General features: G+C 73.4%; 15 protein-coding genes. 8 read left to right on the forward strand and 7 right to left on the reverse strand.

Features of this window, described 5'->3' with window-relative positions; translation table 11 throughout:
• The first annotated feature begins 161 nt into the window (after positions 1 to 161).
• Both CP982_RS35655 and CP982_RS35660 read left to right on the forward strand, forming a co-directional pair.
• Complete coding sequence (locus CP982_RS35655) at positions 162 to 974, forward strand: SAM-dependent methyltransferase (protein WP_150514240.1); 813 nt, start codon at positions 162 to 164, stop codon at positions 972 to 974.
• Entirely contained in the window at positions 971 to 3,103 is a 2,133-nt protein-coding gene (locus CP982_RS35660; protein WP_144322163.1) for a putative bifunctional diguanylate cyclase/phosphodiesterase, read from the forward strand. The genes CP982_RS35655 and CP982_RS35660 overlap by 4 nt, the downstream gene beginning before the upstream one ends.
• Before the next feature lie 15 nt (positions 3,104 to 3,118).
• Here the strand turns inward: CP982_RS35660 and CP982_RS41965 are convergent, their stop codons facing one another.
• Positions 3,119 to 5,947 carry a hypothetical protein gene (locus tag CP982_RS41965; RefSeq protein WP_170316562.1) on the reverse strand — a complete coding sequence of 943 codons (2,829 nt, stop codon included), beginning with the start codon at positions 5,945 to 5,947 and terminating at the stop codon, positions 3,119 to 3,121.
• 190 nt (positions 5,948 to 6,137) lie between these two features.
• Complete coding sequence (locus CP982_RS35670) at positions 6,138 to 7,022, reverse strand: LysR family transcriptional regulator (RefSeq protein ID WP_150514241.1); 885 nt, start codon at positions 7,020 to 7,022, stop codon at positions 6,138 to 6,140.
• A 94-nt stretch (positions 7,023 to 7,116) separates the two neighbouring features.
• Here CP982_RS35670 and CP982_RS35675 point away from each other — a divergent pair, with 94 nt between their 5' ends.
• The 3 genes from CP982_RS35675 to CP982_RS35685 are packed head-to-tail and all read left to right on the forward strand — an operon-like array spanning position 7,117 to position 10,520.
• Positions 7,117 to 7,824: a succinate dehydrogenase gene (locus tag CP982_RS35675; RefSeq protein WP_150514242.1), complete on the forward strand. Its 708-nt coding sequence runs from the start codon at positions 7,117 to 7,119 to the stop codon at positions 7,822 to 7,824.
• Between the two features lie 3 nt (positions 7,825 to 7,827).
• Positions 7,828 to 9,777, forward strand: coding sequence for a fumarate reductase/succinate dehydrogenase flavoprotein subunit (locus CP982_RS35680; RefSeq protein ID WP_150514243.1), 1,950 nt, complete (start codon positions 7,828 to 7,830; stop codon positions 9,775 to 9,777).
• Positions 9,774 to 10,520, forward strand: coding sequence for a succinate dehydrogenase/fumarate reductase iron-sulfur subunit (locus tag CP982_RS35685; protein WP_150514245.1), 747 nt, complete (start codon positions 9,774 to 9,776; stop codon positions 10,518 to 10,520). The genes CP982_RS35680 and CP982_RS35685 overlap by 4 nt, the downstream gene beginning before the upstream one ends.
• A gap of 21 nt (positions 10,521 to 10,541) precedes the next feature.
• On the opposite strand, the gene CP982_RS35690 is transcribed toward CP982_RS35685, so the two are convergent.
• Positions 10,542 to 11,531: an MBL fold metallo-hydrolase gene (locus CP982_RS35690; RefSeq protein ID WP_150514246.1), complete on the reverse strand. Its 990-nt coding sequence runs from the start codon at positions 11,529 to 11,531 to the stop codon at positions 10,542 to 10,544.
• Positions 11,532 to 11,614: 83 nt separating this feature from the next.
• On the reverse strand, positions 11,615 to 12,556 hold the full coding sequence (locus tag CP982_RS35695) for a serine hydrolase (RefSeq protein WP_150514247.1): 942 nt from the start codon (positions 12,554 to 12,556) through the stop codon (positions 11,615 to 11,617).
• Positions 12,557 to 12,591: 35 nt separating this feature from the next.
• Between CP982_RS35695 and CP982_RS35700 the strand changes: the two genes are divergently transcribed.
• On the forward strand, positions 12,592 to 13,554 hold the full coding sequence (locus tag CP982_RS35700; protein ID WP_150514249.1) for a LysR family transcriptional regulator: 963 nt from the start codon (positions 12,592 to 12,594) through the stop codon (positions 13,552 to 13,554).
• Positions 13,555 to 13,652: 98 nt separating this feature from the next.
• On the opposite strand, the gene CP982_RS35705 is transcribed toward CP982_RS35700, so the two are convergent.
• Positions 13,653 to 16,010 (reverse strand): ATP-binding cassette domain-containing protein, encoded by a 2,358-nt coding sequence (locus tag CP982_RS35705; protein ID WP_150514250.1) that lies wholly within the window; start codon positions 16,008 to 16,010, stop codon positions 13,653 to 13,655.
• Between the two features lie 74 nt (positions 16,011 to 16,084).
• Entirely contained in the window at positions 16,085 to 17,131 is a 1,047-nt protein-coding gene (locus CP982_RS35710; RefSeq protein WP_150514251.1) for an MsnO8 family LLM class oxidoreductase, read from the reverse strand.
• A gap of 84 nt (positions 17,132 to 17,215) precedes the next feature.
• Between CP982_RS35710 and CP982_RS35715 the strand changes: the two genes are divergently transcribed.
• Complete coding sequence (locus CP982_RS35715) at positions 17,216 to 17,704, forward strand: phosphatase domain-containing protein (RefSeq protein WP_150514252.1); 489 nt, start codon at positions 17,216 to 17,218, stop codon at positions 17,702 to 17,704.
• Positions 17,705 to 17,773: 69 nt separating this feature from the next.
• Here CP982_RS35715 and CP982_RS35720 read toward each other — a convergent pair whose 3' ends face one another.
• Positions 17,774 to 17,989, reverse strand: a complete 216-nt coding sequence (locus tag CP982_RS35720; RefSeq protein WP_150514253.1) for a dodecin — start codon at positions 17,987 to 17,989, stop codon at positions 17,774 to 17,776.
• A 242-nt stretch (positions 17,990 to 18,231) separates the two neighbouring features.
• Between CP982_RS35720 and CP982_RS35725 the strand changes: the two genes are divergently transcribed.
• Complete coding sequence (locus CP982_RS35725; protein ID WP_443744625.1) at positions 18,232 to 19,512, forward strand: extracellular solute-binding protein; 1,281 nt, start codon at positions 18,232 to 18,234, stop codon at positions 19,510 to 19,512.
• The last annotated feature ends 24 nt before the right edge of the window (positions 19,513 to 19,536 follow it).

The following is a 19,536-nucleotide window of genomic DNA, read 5'->3' on the forward strand; positions in this document are numbered from 1 at the left end:
TTCTCAGGGTGCGTACGGCATGTGCCACCGGCAGCCACCCAGGCAGTGACCGAGAACGGACGGCCAATTTCCGGTTTGACTCGCTCCCTTGGCTGGCGATCAGTAGCCTCACCCTCGAACACCGGCTCGCCTCCGCCCGATGTCTAAGCCTTGGAGTGTTGATGGAGCGTCCCGCCTGGGCTCCGCCCGGCATCGACATCGCGATGCCGAGCGCGGCCCGGATCAACGACTGCTACCTGGGGGGCTCGTACAACTTCGAGGCGGACCGGGAGGCCGCGCGCCGGGCGCTCGAGTTCCTGCCCGGGTTACCCAAGATCGCTCAGGCGAATCGTGCCTTCACCCGCCGCGCCGTGCGTTTCGCCGTGGAGGCGGGCATCGACCAGTTCCTCGACATCGGCTGCGGCCTGCCGTCCTTCGGGGCGGTCCACGAGGTGGTCCGGGCCGCGGCCCCGGGGGCGCGCGTCGTGTACGTGGACCACGACCCGGTGGCCGTCGCGCACGCCCGCGCGGTCGTGGACGGCGAGCCCCGATACGACGCGGTCTTCGCCGATCTGCGCAAACCCCGGGACATCCTGGGCAGTTCCGAGGTCAGGGCGCTGATCGACTTGGACAAGCCGACTGCGCTTCTTCTGTCGGCCATACTCCACTTCGTCGAGGACGCGTACGATCCCTACGCGGCGGTCGGAGAGCTGCGGGACGCGACGGCGTCCGGCAGCCTGCTGGCCGTCACGCACATTTCGTACGAAGGGATACCGGTTCCGCAGGAGCAGGCCGCCGGCGCCGTCGGCGTGTACAACGACATCCGCAATCCATTGATCATGCGATCGCGTGCCGAGATCGCGCGGTTCTTCGAGGGATACGACATGGTGGAACCCGGCCTCGTGCCGATGCCGCAGTGGCGGGCCGACACGGAGCTCGCGGACGAGGACCCCTGGTCCTTCTCCGGTTTCGCCGGCGTGGGACGCAAGCGTTGAGCGCGGAGCCGGACGGGCCGGAGGACAGACTGCGCAGATTCGCCACGATCTGGAGTCGCGCGCTCTTCCCGGTGACCGCCACCTCGCTGACCCGGCCCGAGTTCGAGCGGCAACTCCAGCCGCTCGCCCGGTGGTTGCGCGACGCCCTGGACGAGCGGCCGTTCCGCGCCGCCACCGGCGAGGCGGTCGGCGCGGCCCTGGTCGAGGCGCACTGCACCGAGCCGGAGGCGCTCAGCCGCACCCTGAACGTGGTGGACGCCTACCTCGTCCTGTACTGCGGCGCCGAGGGGGAGCGCGAGGAGCTGCGGGCCCGCTGCGCCCGCATCCAGCACGCGGTCGCCGCCGGGTTCGCGCGGGCGCTGCGGACGCGCACCCTGGCCGAGCAGGAGGCCATATCCCGGGCGGCGCTCGACGCGCGCGGCACCGTCGCCGAGGCCCTGCACGCGAGCGAGGCCCGCTTCCGCGCGGTGTTCCACGGCGCCGCGGTCGGCATCGGCATCGCCGACCTCGAAGGCACCGTCCTGGAGGTCAACGACGCCCTCGTGCGGATGTTCGGCGGCCTGGAGCACCATCTGCGCGGGCGCAACGTGGGCAGCTGGACGCACCCCGACGACTCCCCGCACGTGTGGAAGCTCTACGAGGAGCTGGTGCACGGCGAGCGCGAGCACTACCGCGTCGAGAAGGCCTTCTACCGCCCCGACGGCACCGTCCTGTGGACCAATCTGACGGTCTCTTTGCTGCGTGACGCCGACGGGGTGCCCCAGTACCAGCTCGCGCTCGTCGAGGACACCACCGAGCGCCGGCTCCTGAACCTGCGCCTGCGCTACGAGGCGACGCACGACGCGCTCACCGGACTGCCCAACCGCACGCTGTTCTTCGAGCGCCTGGAGAAGGCGCTCGCGGCGGGGGAGCGCGCCCGGTTCGGGCTCTGCTACCTGGACCTCGACGGCTTCAAGACGGTCAACGACAGCCTGGGGCACGCGGCGGGCGACCGGCTGCTCGTGGAAGTCGCCGACCGCCTCCAGGCCTGCGCGACCGCGCCCGGAGAGATGGTGGCCCGGCTCGGCGGCGACGAGTTCGTGGCGCTGACCACCGGACCCGACACGGAGCGGGAGGTCGACGAGTTGGCCGGGCGCATCATGAACGCGCTCGCGACGCCGATCAGCGTCGACGGCCGCGAGCTGACCGTGCGCGGCTCCATCGGCATCGTCGAGGGCCCGGCCGCCGAGCGCGGCGCCGCCGAGGTGCTGCGCAGCGCCGACATCACGATGTACCGCGCGAAGCACGCGGGCGGCAACCGCTACGAGCTGGCCGACCCCGAGGCCGACGCCCGCGCCATCACCCGGCACGGCCTGACGACGGCGCTGCCGGTGGCCCTGGAGCGCGGCGAGTTCTTCATCGAGTACCAGCCGCTCGTGCATCTGGAGGACGGCAGTGTGCGCGGCGCCGAGGCGCTGGTGCGCTGGCTGCACCCGCAGCACGGCGTCATCGGACCGGACCGATTCATTCCGCTCGCCGAGCACACCGGGCTCATCGTGCCGCTCGGCCGCTGGGTCCTGGAGGAGTCCGTGCGCCAGGCCTACACCTGGCAGGCCCGGCACGAGCACGCGGGACCGCTGCGCGTGAACGTGAACCTCTCACCGTGCCAGCTCACCCACCCCGGCCTGGTCTCCGACACCGTGGAGATCCTGGAGCGGACCGGGCTCGCGCCCGGCGCGCTCTGCCTGGAGGTCACCGAGTCCGCGCTGATCGGCGCCGACGAGGACCTGCTCAAGCCGCTGCGGCGGCTCGCCGAGATGGGCGTCGACATCGCGCTCGACGACTTCGGCACGGGGTACTCGAACCTGGCGAACCTCCGGCGCCTGCCGGTCAGCGTCCTGAAGCTCGACCGGGCCTTCACACAGGGCATGCAGCACTACCCCGTCGACCCCGTCGACCTGAAGATCGTCGAGGGCATCGTGTCGCTCGCGCACAGCCTGGACCTGGCCGTGACGGTCGAGGGCGTCGAGACGGGGGCGCAGGCCGACCAGCTGCGGGAGCTGGGGTGCGACACCGCGCAGGGCTGGTACTACGCCCGGCCCGGGCCGCCGGACCGGCTGCACGAGCTGGCGCTCGCCGACGTGCCCTGAGGCGGGCGGGCCGCCTCAGGGCTCTCCGGGTGGCGCCGTCGTCGTGGAGTGGGACGGGCTGGGGGTGTCCACCGGGGCCGTGACGTTGCTCGCCCACGTGGTGGCCAGGACGGTGGCGACCGCGGCGACGGCCGCCACCAGGACCGCGCTCACCGGTGTGGCCAGGGACGACAGGCGGCGGAAGTTGCGGATGTGACCCCACAGCAGGTCGGCCCGGCGGACGAGGCGCATCTCCCAGTACAGCGCGAGGCCCAGGGCCATGACGGTGCTCTGCGCCAGGATCAGGAAGACGGAGAGCGCGGTCGGCCCCTGGGGCACCCGCAGGCGCGGGACGAGCAGCAGGAGCTGGACCGCCGACATCACCGCCCACAGCCAGCCCGCCTTGCCGACGGGCGTGTTGCCGCGCAGCCACGGATACAGATAGCCGTACGTGAAGCCGTGGGCCAGCCAGACGCAGGTCGGCGCGCCCGCCACGGTCACCGACTCCGGTACGCCGCTGTAGCCCTCGGCCTGCCACGCGGTCCACGCCGTCCACGGCAGGGTGAGCAGCGCGGTGGCCGCCGCGGCGGCGACGCCGTTCGACCAGGCGGCGCGGCCCGCGGAGCCGCCGAGCGCGACGCCCTTGAGCCGCGCCGTCTCCCGGGCCGCGTCCGCGGCGGTGGGCCGGCGCAGGCTCTGCCACTTCTCCTCCCAGCTGTCGGCGGGCAGCGAGGTGTCGGCGAGGGTGCCCCGTGACGACGTCAGGAAGCGGTGCCGGCCCTCGGCGAACAGCAGGGCGCGGGCCAGGGAGTTGAGCAGCCGGGCGTGCGCGGCGCCGGAGAGGCCGTGCAGTTTCCGGGCGCGCTCCGCACGGCCGGAGGGCAGCAAGAGGTGCGCGCCCGCCCAGGCGACGAGGAGCGCGGCGGCGGTCGTCCAGTACGGCAGCCAGTTGTTCGGGGCGCCGATGACGGTCGCCGCGGCGGCGCACAGCAGCAGGGCGAGACAGTTCCGGCGCGCCCCCGCGCCCCAGCGGCCCTTCTCCACGCCGGTGGCGTAGAGCTGGGCCAGCAGGACGGCGACCGTCGCGCACCACATCACCTGTGCGCCGGGCGCGATGGTGCGCACGCCGTAGACGAGGCTGTCACCCGGCCACTGCCCGGCGAGCTGGGCCAGGAGGTCGCTGGTCGCGGGGCGGTCCGTGGAGGTCATGACGGTCCACCACGGGAGCAGGGCGGGGACGAGGACGGCCGCGAGCGCGAGGCGCCCCGTCCGGCCGACGCGGGCCGCGGGCGGCAGGAGCGGGACGACGACGAGCAGCAGCGCGGTGACCCAGGGCACGACCAGGGTGAAGAGCAGCGGCCAGGACGCCCCGGCGCTCCGGCCGGTGAAGAGCCGCTGCCCGGTGAACGGCGTCGCGAGGTCCGTCTCCCAGGGCAGGACCTGGAGCACCACGCAGGAGATCGCCGCGGTCCAGGCGGCCAGGGCGAGCGGCACCGCCCACGCGCGCGCCGCGTTCCCGCACAGCCGCAGGCGCAGGACCGCGTAGACGGCGCAGGCGGCGAGCGCGGCGGTGACGAGACAGGTGACGACGGCCCGCGTCCAGGTGCCGCCGCCCATGAGCCAGGCCAGCAGGACCAGGGCGGCGGTGGGCGCGGCGAGGACGCCCGACTCGACGACTGCGGGACAGCGGGCGCCGCGCCGCCGGTGACTGACGACGACGGTCAGGACGGGGAGCACGAACAGGACGGTGCCGAGCAGCGCGCCCTGGGTGCGCGACTCCATGGGCAGCGGCTCCGAGACGAGCCCGGTGTGGCCGTACACGAGGCCTCCCCACAGCCAGGAGAGCACCTTCCAGTGGGTGGAGTACGAGTCGATGAGGAGCGCGCCCAGGGCGACGGCGAGGCCCACCGCGACGAGCGGCACGAGGGGGCCCGCGCGCGGGCCCCCTCCCGGCGTGGTGCGGTAGCCGGTCAGCGCGGCGCAGGCCACGACGCCCAGGACGACGAGGGACAGCAGGGCCTCGGGGCTGCTGCCCGGCGGGTCCTGCGGAGCGGGCGAGCCGAGCGCGGCGGCGGCCGCCTCCCGGGACGTCAGGAGGCGGGCCGTCACCCGGCCGGGGTTCCCCTCGCGGGTCAGGACGAAGGTGACCGCGCGGGCCGTCTGCCGGGTCGGCGGGCCGCTGACCGCCAGGCCCCAGCCGCGCGGCACCTCGATGCTCCAGGCCCAGCGGCCGGGCAGGCGGGGCCGGGGGACCAGCTGACCCCTCTCGTCCTTGAAGGCGGACCCGATGGCGTACGTGATGCCGTCCGCGGCCATGGCGGCGGTCAAGGTGACGCGGTGTTCGGCGGTGACCGTCACCCTGTCGCGCGCCGACGGCTGGCTGACCGCGCACCAGTGGGGGTAACCGGGCCGCCGCATCCCGCCGTGCAGGGCGACGGCGGTGGCGTAGCCGCCCGGCAGACTGCTGGATACCTGGGCGAACTGGTCCGGCCACGCCCGGAGGCGGTTCGCGAGCGGATCCGCCGCGCGCAGCCGCAGCCGGTAGCGGACCACGGCCCGCCAGGACTTCTCGGGCGTGCGCTCGATGCGCACCGCGACCTCGCCGCTGCTGCCGTCGCCCGGGGTGTCCCGGCGGGTGCCCACGGGCACCTGGTCGGGCGGCTTCTTCGTGTCCTGCCACCACGGGAACGGATTCCGCGCCCTGTCGGCCTCCGTCCGCTGTGCCAGGACCTGGCCGCGCGCGGTGTCACCCCACTCGTCCGACGCCCACGTCACACACGCCGCGACGACGCCGCACAGCAGCAGCGCGGCCGTCGCGCGAGCAGCCCTGGCGAGCCCGTGGCGCACGCCCCGCGCAGCCCCCATGCGCGCCCCCTCCCGCGTTCGGAGAGCCAGGGTAGGGCCGGGCGAGTGGTGGCCGGGAGGTATCGGTTGGCGGGAAATCTCCTACGCACATGCCGTTCTGACGGGCGCACGGGAGCGGATCGGGGGCGCACTCTTTCCGGCGCATCACGCGGCGTGCGCCCGATCACGCCGCCGCACGCCGCGTCGCCCCTCACCGGGCGAGCAGCATCCGCTGCAACTCCCGGGCCGCGCGCGGCGGCGCCACGTCGCTGCGGTGGGCGAGCGCGATCGTGCGGCGAAGGCGGGGCCGGGCGAGCGGCGTCATCCGCAGGCCGCTGCCCGCGCGCTCGGCGACCATGCGGGGGACGACGGCGACGCCGAGGCCCGCGCGCACGAAGCCGAGCACCGCGTCCATCTCGCCGCCCTCGACGGCGAACTCGGGCTCGAAACCCTCCGCGCGGCAGGCCGCGACCGTCAGCTCCCGCAGGTCGTAGCCGTGCCGGAACATCACGAGGCGCTCGCCCTGGAGGTCGGCGACGCGGGCCGTCGCGCCGAAGTCCGGTGTGTCGGGGGCGTCCGGCGACGACACCACGACCAGGTCCTCGCGCAGCAGCTCCACCGTGGTCAGGGCGGGCGAGGGGCTGGGCAGCGGCAGCACCACGAGCGCCAGGTCGAGGGCGCCGCGCGCGAGCTGGCGGACGAGGTCGTGGCTGCCGCCCTCCTCGATCAGGAGCTGGATGCCGGGGTGCCGGTCGTGGAAGTCGCGCAGGACCTGCGGCAGCAGACCGGTGCAGACGCTCGGGGTCGCGCCGAGGCGCACCCGGCCGCGGCGCAGCTGCGCCAGCTCCTGCACCTCGATGCGCGCGGTGTCGGCGTCGGCGAGGATGCGCCGGGCCAGCGGAAGCAGCGCCTCGCCCGCGTCGGTGAGCGTGATGTTGCCGCGCGCCCGGCTGAACAGCTCGGCGCCCAGCTCCTTCTCCAGGGCGCGCACCTGTTGCGAGAGCGAGGGCTGCGAGACGTGCACCCGCTCGGCGGCCCGCGTGAAGTGCCGGGTCTCGGCGACGGCGACGAAATACAAGAGCTGCTGGAACTGCATGCCTACACCCTAGACTTTCCATAGTCTCAACCTATGGAGATGAGCGCCATCATCTCTTGGACTGATCGGGACCTTCGGCCGTAGCGTTGCTGGCATGGCTCTGGCAACCCGGACGGACCGACGGCCGTCACTTCCGCGAACGGTGTGGGACTCCACCGTCGGCAAGAAGACCGTGATGGCGGTGAGCGGCCTGATCATGCTGCTCTACCTGGTCGCGCACATGATCGGGAACCTCAAGATCTTCTTCGGCCCGGACGACTTCAACCACTACGCGCACTGGCTGCGCACCCTCGGCGGGCCCGTGATGCGCTGGGAGTGGACCCTGTGGGTCATCCGGGTCGTGCTCGTCGTCTCCGTGGTCGCGCACGCCGTCTCCGCGTACCAGCTGAGCAAGCGCGACCTCAAGGCGCGCCCCACCAAGTACGTGCACAAGAAGCCGCGCAGCAGCTATGCGACGCGCACCATGCGCTGGGGCGGCGTCATCGTCGGCCTGTTCATCGTCTGGCACATCCTGGACCTGACGACGGGCACCGCGCACCCCGGCGAGTACCAGCACCTGCACCCGTACCAGAACGTCATCGACACCTTCTCGACCTGGTACGGCAACGTCGTCTACATCGTCGCCGTGGTCGCCGTCGGCTTCCACGTGCGGCACGGCTTCTGGAGCGCCGCACAGACCCTCGGCGTGGGCAGCGCGGCCCGCGACCGCGCCCTGAAGACCTGCGCCAACGGCCTCGCGCTCCTGCTGACCGCTGGCTTCGTCTCCGTCCCCGTCGGCGTCATGACCGGAGTGGTGAGCTGACCGATGAATTCCTTTGCCGACTACGCCACCGGAGAGCCGGTCGCCGACACCAAGGCGCCGCGGGGGCCGGTCAACGAGCGCTGGGACACCCGCCGCTTCGAGGCCAAGCTGGTCAACCCCGCCAACCGCCGCAAGCACACCGTGATCGTGGTGGGCACCGGCCTCGCGGGCGGCTCCGCCGGGGCCACGCTCGCCGAACAGGGCTACCACGTCGTGCAGTTCTGCTACCAGGACTCGCCTCGCCGCGCCCACTCGATCGCCGCGCAGGGCGGCATCAACGCCGCCAAGAACTACCGCAACGACGGCGACTCCGTGCACCGCCTGTTCTACGACACCGTCAAGGGCGGCGACTTCCGCGCCCGCGAGTCCAACGTGCACCGGCTCGCACAGATCTCGGTGGAGATCATCGACCAGTGCGTGGCGCAGGGCGTGCCCTTCGCGCGCGAGTACGGCGGACTGCTCGACACCCGCTCCTTCGGCGGCGTGCAGGTGTCCCGCACGTTCTACGCCCGCGGCCAGACGGGCCAGCAGCTCCTGCTCGGCGCCTACCAGGCGCTCAGCCGCCAGATCGCGGCCGGGAACGTCGAGATGCACCCGCGCACCGAGATGCTCGACCTGATCGTCGTCGACGGCCACGCGCGCGGCATCGTCGCCCGCGACCTGGTCACCGGCAAGATCGACACGTACTTCGCGGACGCCGTCGTCCTCGCCTCCGGCGGCTACGGCAACGTCTTCTACCTGTCGACCAACGCCATGAACTCCAACGCCACCGCCGTGTGGCGGGCCCACCGGCGCGGCGCCTACTTCGGCAACCCCTGCTTCACCCAGATCCACCCCACCTGCATCCCGCGCACCGGCGACCACCAGTCGAAGCTGACCCTGATGAGCGAGTCGCTGCGCAACGACGGCCGCATCTGGGTGCCCAAGGCCAAGGGCGACACGCGCCCGGCGAACGAGATCCCCGAGGAGGAGCGCGACTACTACCTGGAGCGCATCTACCCCTCCTTCGGCAACCTCGTCCCGCGCGACATCGCGTCCCGCGCCGCGAAGAACGTCTGCGACGAGGGCAGGGGAGTGGGCCCCGGCGGCCAGGGCGTCTACCTGGACTTCGCCGACGCCATCCGGCGCATGGGCCGGGGAGCCGTCGAGGCCAAGTACGGCAACCTCTTCGACATGTACCAGCGGATCACCGACGAGGATCCGTACCGGGTGCCGATGCGGATCTACCCGGCCGTGCACTACACGATGGGCGGCCTGTGGGTCGACTACGACCTCCAGACCACCGTCCCCGGCCTGTTCGCCATCGGCGAGGCCAACTTCTCCGACCACGGAGCGAACCGGCTCGGCGCCTCCGCCCTCATGCAGGGCCTGGCCGACGGCTACTTCGTCCTGCCGTCCACCATCAACGACTACCTCGCGAGGAACCCGCACCAGTCGGAGGTCACCGACCAGCACCCGGCGGTGCGCGAGGTGATCGGCGAGACCGAGGAGCGGGTCGCGCGGCTGCTCGCCGTCGACGGCGACCGCACACCCGACTCCTTCCACCGCGAACTCGGCGAACTCATGTGGGAGTTCTGCGGCATGGCCCGCACCGAGACGGGTCTGCGCAAGGCCCTGGAGCGCATCCCGCAGATCCGCGACGAGTTCTGGCGGCGCCTGAAGGTGCCCGGCACCGGCGAGGAGTTCAACCAGTCCCTGGAGAAGGCCAACCGCATCGTCGACTACCTGGAGCTCGCCGAGCTGATGTGCCTCGACGCGCTGCACCGGGCCGAGTCCTGCGGCGGCCACTTCCGGGAGGAGTCCCAGACCCCCGACGGCGAGGCCGCCCGCAGGGACGAGGAGTTCTCCTACGCGGCCGCCTGGGAGTTCACCGCCACCGGCGCCGCCCCCGTCCTGCACAAGGAAGACCTGGTCTTCGAGTACGTCCACCCCACTCAGCGGAGCTACGCATGAAGCTCACCCTGCGCGTCTGGCGCCAGCGCGATGCCGGCGCCGAAGGCGCCATGTCCACCTACGAGGTGGACGGGATCTCTCCGGACATGTCCTTCCTGGAGATGCTCGACACCCTCAACGAAGAGCTCATCGTCAAGGGCGAGGAGCCGGTCGCCTTCGACCACGACTGCCGCGAGGGCATCTGCGGCGCCTGCTCGCTCGTCATCAACGGCGACGCGCACGGGCCCGAGCGCACCACCACCTGCCAGCTGCACATGCGCTCCTTCCAGGACGGCGACACCATCGACGTCGAGCCGTGGCGCGCGGCCGCCTTCCCGGTCATCAAGGACCTGGTCGTCGATCGCTCCGCCTTCGACCGCATCATCCAGGCGGGCGGCTACATCAGCGTGCCGACCGGCGCCGCCCCCGAGGCGCACGCCACGCCCGTGCCGAAGCCGGACGCCGACCACGCCTTCGAGCACGCCGAGTGCATCGGCTGCGGCGCCTGCGTGGCGGCCTGCCCCAACGGCTCGGCGATGCTGTTCACCTCGGCCAAGGTCAACCACCTGAACGTCCTTCCGCAGGGCGCGCCCGAGCGCGAGACCCGCGTCCTCGACATGGTCACGCAGATGGACTCCGAGGGCTTCGGCGGCTGCACCCTCACCGGTGAGTGCGCCACCGCCTGCCCGAAGGGCATCCCGCTGCCGTCCATCGCGGCGATGAACAAGGAGTGGCTGCGGGCTGCGCGCAAGGCGCCCCGCTAGCGCCCCGCGCCCTTCGGGGCGCTAGCGGCGGGGCCGCAGGTCGGCCCCGTACACCGTCTGGTAGTCCGGCACCACGAGCCGGGAGCGGGGGCTGACCGCACGGGCCCGGGCGAGGAAGTCGTCCAGGCCCGTGCCGTCCTTGCGGGGCGGCCGGCTCAGCGGCTGCTCGAAGTCGTCCCAGTGCACCGGCACGAGCACGTCGGGGCGGCCGAGCGCGTCGAGCAGCCGCGGCACATAGCGGTGCGTGGACGCGCTCGACGCCACCGCGACCATCGCGATGTCCGGCTCCAGGCCCCTGAAGGAGCGCTCGTCGAAGTCGCTGGCCCCCATGAACAGCGCCGAGGGCGCGCCGTCCGGCGTCACCTTGAACGCAAGGGTGTCGCCCTCGGGCAGGTCGGAGACGGTCCGGGGCGCCGTGGCGGGCGGGGCGTGCAGGGTGCCCGGCGCGAAGTAGGAGTACGAGCCGTTGCGGCTGTGCCGCGAGCTCGCCACCTCGATCACGTACCCGTCGAAGGCGAGCACCTCGCCGCCCTTCACCACGGAGATCTGCCCCGCGTCCACGCCGAGCGAGCGCAGTACGTGGTACGTCGTCTCGGTGCCGATGACCCTGGCCCCCGTCGAACGGGCCACGTGCGGAACGTCGTTGAGATGGTCCCAGTGGGTGTGCGTGACGCAGATGACCTCGGGTGTGCCCGTGTGCTCGCGTACCAGCGCCTCGTCGGTGCGCAGCGGCGTCGCGGGGTCGAAGGAGCCGGTGAACAGGCCGGTGTCGAAGCGGGTGACGTACGGATCGACGAGGACGGTCCGCGTCTTCGGCTCCCCGCGCAGGTCGATGCGCCAGCCGGAGGTGCCGAGCCAGCGGTACGAGACGGCCGTCGCGGAACGGCGACGCGCCGGGGCGCGCCCCTCGGCGGACGCGGCGGCGGGGATCAGGGGGACGGTGGCGCCGAGGGCGGCACCGCGCAGGAGGGTGCGACGGCCGGGGCCGCCGTGTCGTGCGTCGGTGTTCATGGCGGCAGCAGACCAGGAGCCAGGGCCCGCCGTCCAAGAGCAAAGGGCCGTGAAGTCCATATCCGATTCTGTATAGCGCCAGGTCAGACCGGTTGACGTGGGTGGCCGGCCCCGGACCGCAAGCTGTCGACGGCGATTCTCGCGGCGGTGCCGATCGCGGCGTCCACCCGGGTGAGGTCGGCGACCATCGCACGGCTCCTGGCGAACACCGCCACCGCGTACGTGTCGCCCTCGGGCCAGCGCACCACCCCCGCCTCGATGTGCAGCCCCGGCAGCGTGCCGGTCTTCGCGGCGATCCGCACGTCGTCGGGGAAACCCGAGGTGAGCCGGTGCCGGAACACCTGGCGGCCCATCAGCTCCCGCACCCGCGCGCACGCCTCGGGCGGCCCCGCCGCGTCCCGCCAGATCAGGTCGAGGAGGCGGGTGACCTCGCGCGGTGTGCCGGCGTTGGCGCGCCGCGGGTCCAGGACGCCCAGGCGGCGCTTGCCCTCGTCCGACAGGGCGCGGTAGCGCGTGGCGAACTCCTCGGCCGTACGCGCCCCGACGTCGTCGAGCATCGAGGCGAGGGCCTCGCGCGGCCCGCCCACGATCCGGGTCCGCGTCAGACCCAGCTCCCGCGCCAGCATCCCCACCGTGTCGAGGCCGACGCGTGAGAGCAGGATGTCGGCCGCCGAGTTGTCGCTCACGGTCAGCGCGAAGTACGCGAGGTCGCGCAGCGAGATCTCCACGTCGTCCACGCACCCGGCGGTCCCCCAGCCGCCCAGCCGGTGCGCGTCCGTCACCAGGACCCGCTCCCGGGGATCGAGCTGCCCCGCGGCGGCCTGGCGGGCGAACTCCAGGACCAGCAGCACCTTGAAGACGGAGGAGATGGCGACGGGGGTGTCGGCGGCGACGGAGACGTCGTCCCCTCCGGGGGCGTCTACGCGCATCGCGTGCAGCGCGCCCTCCGCGCCCGCCCGGGCGAAGACCTCCCGTACGCGTTCCTCGACTCCGAGTCCCTCGGCCCCGTGTTCCTCGACCCGCATCCCGTCCCTCGCTTCCTCTCGCCTACGCTCGTCGCGTGGATCTCTTGCGGCACCTGCGTATTTTCGTCGTCACCGCGGAGGAGCTGCACTTCAGCCGGGCCGCCGAACTGCTCGGCATGGCACAGCCGCCGCTCAGCCAGGCCGTGCGGCGCCTGGAGAAGGAACTCGGCGCCGAACTCTTCGACCGGAGCAACCGGCAGGTCCGGCTCACCGCGGCCGGGTCCGTCCTCTACGACGAGGCCCGCGCGCTCCTCGTCCGCGAGGAGCGGCTGCGCTCCCTGGTGCGGCGCGCCGTCGACGGCGACGTCGGTACGCTGCGGGCCGGCGTGCCCGAGGACACCGCCGCGCCCGTGCTGCACGCGCTGCTCGCCGCCTGCGCCGAGCGCGCGCCCGGGCTCCGCGTCGACCTCCAGGAGGTGTCCACGCAGGAGCAGCTCCGGCTGCTCGCGTCCGGGGGCCTCGACGTCGGCCTGCTGCATCTGCCGGTCGACGCCACCGGCCTCGTCCTCGGCCCCGAAGTCGCCGTCGAGCTGGGGGTGGTGCTGCCCCGCACGTCCCCGCTGGCCCGGCTACCGGAGGTCGCCCTCGCGGACCTGTCCGGGCACGATCTGGTGCTGTGCCCGCGGGACGCCGCGCCGGGCTGGTACGACACCACGCTCGACGTCTGCCGCGGGGGCGGCTTCGTGCCCGGCCGCGTCCGGCACGCCCGCAACCCCGAGTTCCTGCTCGGCCTCGTGGCGGCAGGTCAGGGCGTGGCCTTCGAACGGGGTACCGCCGCGCGCAAGGAGCCGCGGGTGGTCTGGCGGCCCCTCGCCGGGCGGCCCCTCGCGCAGCGGGTCGCCGGGGCGTGGCCCGTGCAGGGGGCTCACGCCGGGGCCGGGCGCTTCGCGGGGCTCGCCGCGGAGGTGCTGTCCAGCAACGGTCCAGCGACCCCTCGCCCCCCGTCCACCCCGGGCCCGGTGCCCCGCCCCTGGACAGTGGTCTACGACCCCGCGTGAGCCCACTCCCCACCCACCCGCCCCCATCGCGCTCCGCGCTCGTCCTCAATCGCCGGACGGGCTCACATTCCCCCAGGTACGGGTGGGAGGAGGGGCCGCTAGGCCGGGGAGGGCAGGGCCGCGGCCAGGTAGGGGGCCGTGCGGCTGTGGGCCTCGCGGGCGACCTGGCGGGGCGGGCCGCAGGCCACCACGCGGCCACCCCCCGCCCCACCCCCGGGCCCCAGGTCCACCACCCAGTCCGCCCCGGCCACCACGGCCATGTCGTGCTCGGCGACCACCACGGAGTGCCCCGCGTCGACCAGTTCGTGCAGCCGCCCCACGAGCAGCTCGACATCGGCGGGGTGCAGCCCGGTGGTGGGCTCGTCCAGGAGGTAGAGGGTGTGCCCGCGCCGCGCCCGCTGCAGCTCGCTGGCGAGCTTGATGCGCTGCGCCTCGCCCCCGGACAGCTCCGTGGCGGGCTGCCCGAGACGCAGATAGCCGAGGCCGACGTCGATGAGGGTGCCCAGGCTCCGCCGGACGGCGGGGACGTCGGCGAAGAAGTCGGCGGCGCCCTCGACGGTGAGGTCGAGGACCTCGGCGATGTTCCGGCCGTGGTGGGTGACCTGGAGGGTCTCCGGGTTGTAGCGGGCGCCCGCGCAGTCGGGGCAGGGGGCGTACGTACTGGGCAGGAAGAGCAGCTCCACGCTCACGAACCCCTCGCCCTGGCAGGTCTCGCACCGGCCGCCCGCCACGTTGAAGGAGAACCGCCCGACGCCGTACCCGCGCTCCCGCGCCTCGTCCGTGGCCGCGAAGACCTTGCGTACGACGTCGAAGAGACCGGTGTAGGTGGCCAGGTTGGAGCGGGGGGTGCGGCCGATGGGCTTCTGGTCGACGCGGACCAGGCGGCCGACGCCGTCGAGCTCCTCGGTGAGCTCGCCGAGGAGCGTGGACTTTCCGGAGCCGGAGACGCCGGTGACCGCGGTGAACGCGCCGAGGGGGAACTCCACCGTCACGTCCCGCAGGTTGTGCCGGGTCACCGGGCCCACCTTCAGCCATCCGCGCGGCTCGCGGGCCTCCCGCGCCGGGGCGGGGGCGCGGCCGAAGAGATAGCGGGCCGTCGCGGACTCGGGGACGTCGGCGAGGTCCGCCACGGGCCCGCTGTGCAGCACCTCGCCGCCGTGCTCGCCCGCGCGCGGGCCCACGTCCACGAGCCAGTCGGCGTGCCGCATCACGTCGAGGTGGTGCTCCACGACGAACACCGAGTTGCCCGCGGCCTTGAGCCGGTCGAGCACCGCGAGGAGGGACTCGGTGTCCGCCGGGTGCAGCCCGGCCGACGGCTCGTCGAGGACGTACACGACGCCGAAGAGCCCGGAGCGCAGCTGGGTCGCGAGGCGCAGGCGCTGGAGTTCGCCGGGGGAGAGCGTCGGCGTGGCGCGGTCGGGGGAGAGGTAGCCGAGGCCCAGCTCGGTGATGGTGTCGATGCGGGAGAGGAGGTCGGCGGTGAGGACGCGGGCCGTCTCCGAGCCACCGGCGTCCCGCAGGCACGCGGCGAGGTCGCTCAGCGGCAGCGCGGCCAGCTCCGCGATCGTGCGGCCCGCGAACGTCACCGCGAGCGCCTCGGGCCGCAGCCTGCTGCCGCCGCACGCCGGGCAGGGCTCGCTGGTCAGGAAGCGCTCGGCCTTGGCGCGCAGGGTCGGGCTCTTGGAGTCGGAGAAGGTCTTCATGACGTAGCGCCGGGCGCTCATATACGTGCCCTGGTAGGGGCGTTGGATGCGGCCGGCCTCGCGGACGGGGTGGACCGTCACCACCGGCTGCTCGTCGGTGAACAGGATCCAGTCCCGCTCGCCCTGCGGCAGTTCGCGCCAGGGGCGGTCCACGTCGTGGCCGAGCGTGTCGAGGACGTCGCGGAGGTTCTTGCCCTGCCAGGCGCCGGGCCAGGCCGCGATGGCGCCGTCGCGGATGGACAGGGACGCGTCGGGGACCAGGAGTTCCTCCGTGGTGCGGTGCACCCGGCCGAGGCCGTGGCACGCGGGACACGCCCCGGCGGCCGTGTTCGGCGAGAACGCGTCGGAATCGAGCCGCTCGGCGCCCGCGGGGTAGGAACCGGCCCGCGAGAACAGCATCCGCAGCGAGTTGGAGAGCGTCGTGACGGTGCCCACCGAGGAGCGCGAGGTGGGCGCCGCCCTGCGCTGCTGGAGCGAGACGGCGGGCGGAAGACCCGTGATCTCGCCGACCTCGGGCGCCCCGACCTGGTGGATGAGGCGGCGCGCGTACGGCGCGACGGACTCGAAGTAGCGGCGCTGGGCCTCCGCGTAGATGGTCCCGAAGGCCAGCGAGGACTTCCCGGACCCGGAGACGCCGGTGAACACGGCGATCACGTCGCGCGGGACGTCCACGTCGACGCCGCGCAGATTGTGCTCGCGGGCGCCCCGGACGCGGACGAACGGGTCGTGGTCGTGGGCGCGGGGGCTTGGCATGGGGCGGGCTCCGAACGCGGCGATGGGGCAAACCCCACGATTCTAGGCCGGAGCCGTTCGCGCACCTCGGGCGGTCACCGCCGGTCGGCCGGCGTGGTCCCCGCGGCCCCGGTGAGGCCCGCCACGCGCGCAAGGCGCCGGTAGGAGTCGAGCAGGCCCGTCCGGTCGTGCGTACTCGTGGTGACCAGGACCTCCTGGGCGCCGCTGTCCTTGAGCAGTCCCTCCAGGGCGTCGGCGACCTGCTCCTCGGTGCCGTGGATGTGGCCCTGGAGCCCGGACTCGTACAGCTCGCGCTCCTTGTCGGCCATGCCGCCCGTCGCCGCCAGTTCCTCGACGCGCTCGGCGGGCGGCAGCGGCGGGAACGTGCCGCGGGTGCGGGAGTACGCCATCGACCAGGCCTCCGGCACGAGCAGCCGGCGGGCCGCCGCCTCGGTCTCCGCGACGGCGACCGAACCCGAGACGATCACGTACGGCTCCCGCGCCCACGGCGAGGGCGTGAAGGCCGCGCGGTAGCCGTCGACGGCGCGGAGCATCCTGTCGCGGCCCCTCAGATCGCCGATGACCAGCGGCAGGCCCGCGGCCGCCGCGATGGCGGCGCCCTCGCCGGTGGCCAGGACGTACGCGGGGACCCGTACGCCGTCGGCGGGGTAGGCGCGCACGCCGGTGTCCGACGCGCCGCGGAACCAGTCGAGCAGCTCCGTGAGCTGTGCCGCGAAGTCCTCGGCGGCGTGCTTGTCGCGGCCGAGCGCCTTGCGGACGCCGTCCGTGAACCCGACCGAGCGGCCGAGCCCCATGTCGATCCGGCCGGGGAAGAGCGCCTCCAGGACCCCGAACTGCTCGGCGACCACGAGCGGCTGATGGTTCGGCAGCATCACGCCGCCCGTGCCGACCCGGATCGTCCGGGTGGCCCCGGCGACGGCCGCCGCGAGCACGGTCGGCGCGGAACCGGCGACGCCGGGCACGCCGTGGTGTTCGGACACCCAGAAGCGGTGGTAGCCGAGGGCTTCCAGGTCCTGCGCGAAGCGGACCGTGTCGCGCAGCGCCTCGGGGCCCTCGTGCCCCTCGCGGACGCGCGAGCGGTCGAGGACGGAGAACCGGGTGGATTCGATCACTGTGCTCACAGACATGTTCAACGCTCGCCGCGGCCGGGGATTCCCGCTCGCGCCAGGTCGCCGCGCACTTCGGCGGGTCCGTACGCTGGGCGCGTGACGGACGACCTCAGACCGCTCGCCGTGTTCGACCTCGACGGCACCCTCGCCGACACCGCGCACCGCCAGCGGTTCCTGGAGCGCGAGCCGCGCGACTGGGACGCCTTCTTCGCGGCGGCGCCGCACGACCCGCCGCTGCCGCCGGGTGTCGCGCTCGTGCGGCAGAGCGCCGTGGAGTGCGAGGTCGTGTACCTCACGGGGCGGCCGGAGCGCTGCCGCGCCGACACCGAGGCGTGGCTCGCCGCGCAGGGGCTGCCCGCGGGGCGGATCTGGATGCGGCGCGACCACGACCGGCGGCCCGCCCGCCGCACCAAGGTGGAGATCCTGCGGCGCCTCGCGCGGGATCGGGAGGTGCGCGTGCTGGTGGACGACGACGCGCTGGTGTGCGACGACGCGGAGCGGGCCGGGTTCACGGTGGTGCGGGCGGACTGGGCGCGGCCGTCGGACGCGCTCAAGGACGCGCAGGAGCGCGAGGGGCGCACCTGAGGCCGCGAGGGGCGACGGCGCACCTGAGGCCGCGAGGGTCGGCGGCGCGGCCGGGGCGGCGCCGGGCGGTCAGTCCGCGTCCTCCAGACGGAAGCCGACCTTCAGACCCACCTGGAAGTGCCGGATCTCCCCGTCCTCGATGTGGCCGCGCACCTGCGTGACCTCGAACCAGTCCAGGCCGCGCAGCGTCTGCGAGGCGCGGGTGATGCCGTTGCGGATGGCCTGGTCGACGCCTTCGTGGGAGGTGCCGACGATCTCGGTGACCCGGTAGGTGTGCTCGGACATGCGGTCCTTCTCCTCTCCGCGGCGGTGCGGCTGCACTCCACGGTAGTGCCGGGGCTCCGCACGGGCCTGTTGGCGGCGGTGCGGCGGGGGAGCGATGTGTGTGACCGATGGAGGTGCCGTGAGGGACCGATGCGCCCGAGCCCCTTGACCGAAGTTGTGGTCCGTACCAAAATCCCACACACCCGTTCGAGCACCGCTCTTCCCCACGTCGGGCCCTACCCCCATGCTGTCCACCGCAGAAAGTGACCGACGTGAACGCGCGCCACAGACGCATCTCGCTGTCCCTCGCCCTGGCCTTCGCCGCCACCGCCCTGCTGCCCGGCTGCGGCCTCCTGCCCGGCGGTGACGACGACAAGAGCACCGTCACGGTCTGGCTGATGCGGGGCAGCGCGTCGGACGCGTTCGTCGAGCGGTTCACCGAGGGCTTCGAGAAGGAGCACGACGACATCGACCTGGACATCCGCGTCCACGAATGGACCGGCATCGGCCCCAAGGTGCAGAAGGCCCTCAAGAAGGCGGACGGGCCCGACGTCATCGAGGTCGGCAACACCCAGGTCTCCCAGTACGTCGACCGGGGCGGCCTGGAGGACCTCACCCTGGAGTCCGCGCGCGACCTCGGCATGGAGGACTGGCTGCCCGGCCTCGGCGAGCCCGGGCGCTACCGGGGCGCCCAGTACGGCGTGCCGTGGTACGCCGCCAACCGCGTCGTCCTCTACAACAAGGACCTGTTCGCCCAGGCCGGGATCAAGCAGCCGCCCAAGACCCGGCAGCAGTGGCTGGACGCGACGGCGCGCCTCGACAACGGCGCCAATCAGGGCATCTACCTCGCCGGACAGGACTGGTACACGCTGTCCGGCTTCATCTGGGACGAGGGCGGCGACCTCGCCAAGGAGAAGAACGGCGCCTGGAAGGGCAGCCTGCACTCCCCGGCCGCCCTGCGCGGCATGGAGTTCTACAAGCAGCTCCAGGCGCTCGGCGACGGCCCGCAGAACGCGGACGAGGAACACCCGCCGCAGGCCGGGGTGTTCGCCAAGGGCGACGTCGCCCAGATCATCGCGGTGCCCGGCAGCGCCCGCGCCATCGAGGCGAAGAACCCCCGTCTGAAGGGGAAGATCGGCTACTTCCCGATCCCCGGCAAGACCGCGGGCAAGCCCGGCGCGGTCTTCACCGGCGGCTCCGACCTCGTCGTGCGCGAGGGCACGAAGGAGCGCAAGGCGGCCGTCGAGGTCGTCAAGGCGCTCGCGGGCGCGAAGTGGCAGAAGGACCTGGCGCGCACCATGGACTACGTGCCGAACAAGACGAAGCTCGCCCCGACCGTGTCCGGCGACGCCGGGGTGGCCGCGATGGCGGCCGGGGCCGCACGGGGCCGGGCCACGCCCAACTCGCCGCGCTGGGCCCTGGTCGAGGCCAACAACCCGATCAAGGCGTATATGTCGAAGGTCCTCGCCGGCGCCGACGCGGCCGCCGAGGCCAAGGCGGCCTCCGGCCGGATCACCGAGGCGCTGGAGGACTACGGGCGCTGAGCCCGGCCCGAGGGGCCCGCCGCC

It is taken from the genome of Streptomyces spectabilis, assembly GCF_008704795.1.
GTDB classification, from domain to species: Bacteria; Actinomycetota; Actinomycetes; order Streptomycetales; family Streptomycetaceae; genus Streptomyces; species Streptomyces spectabilis.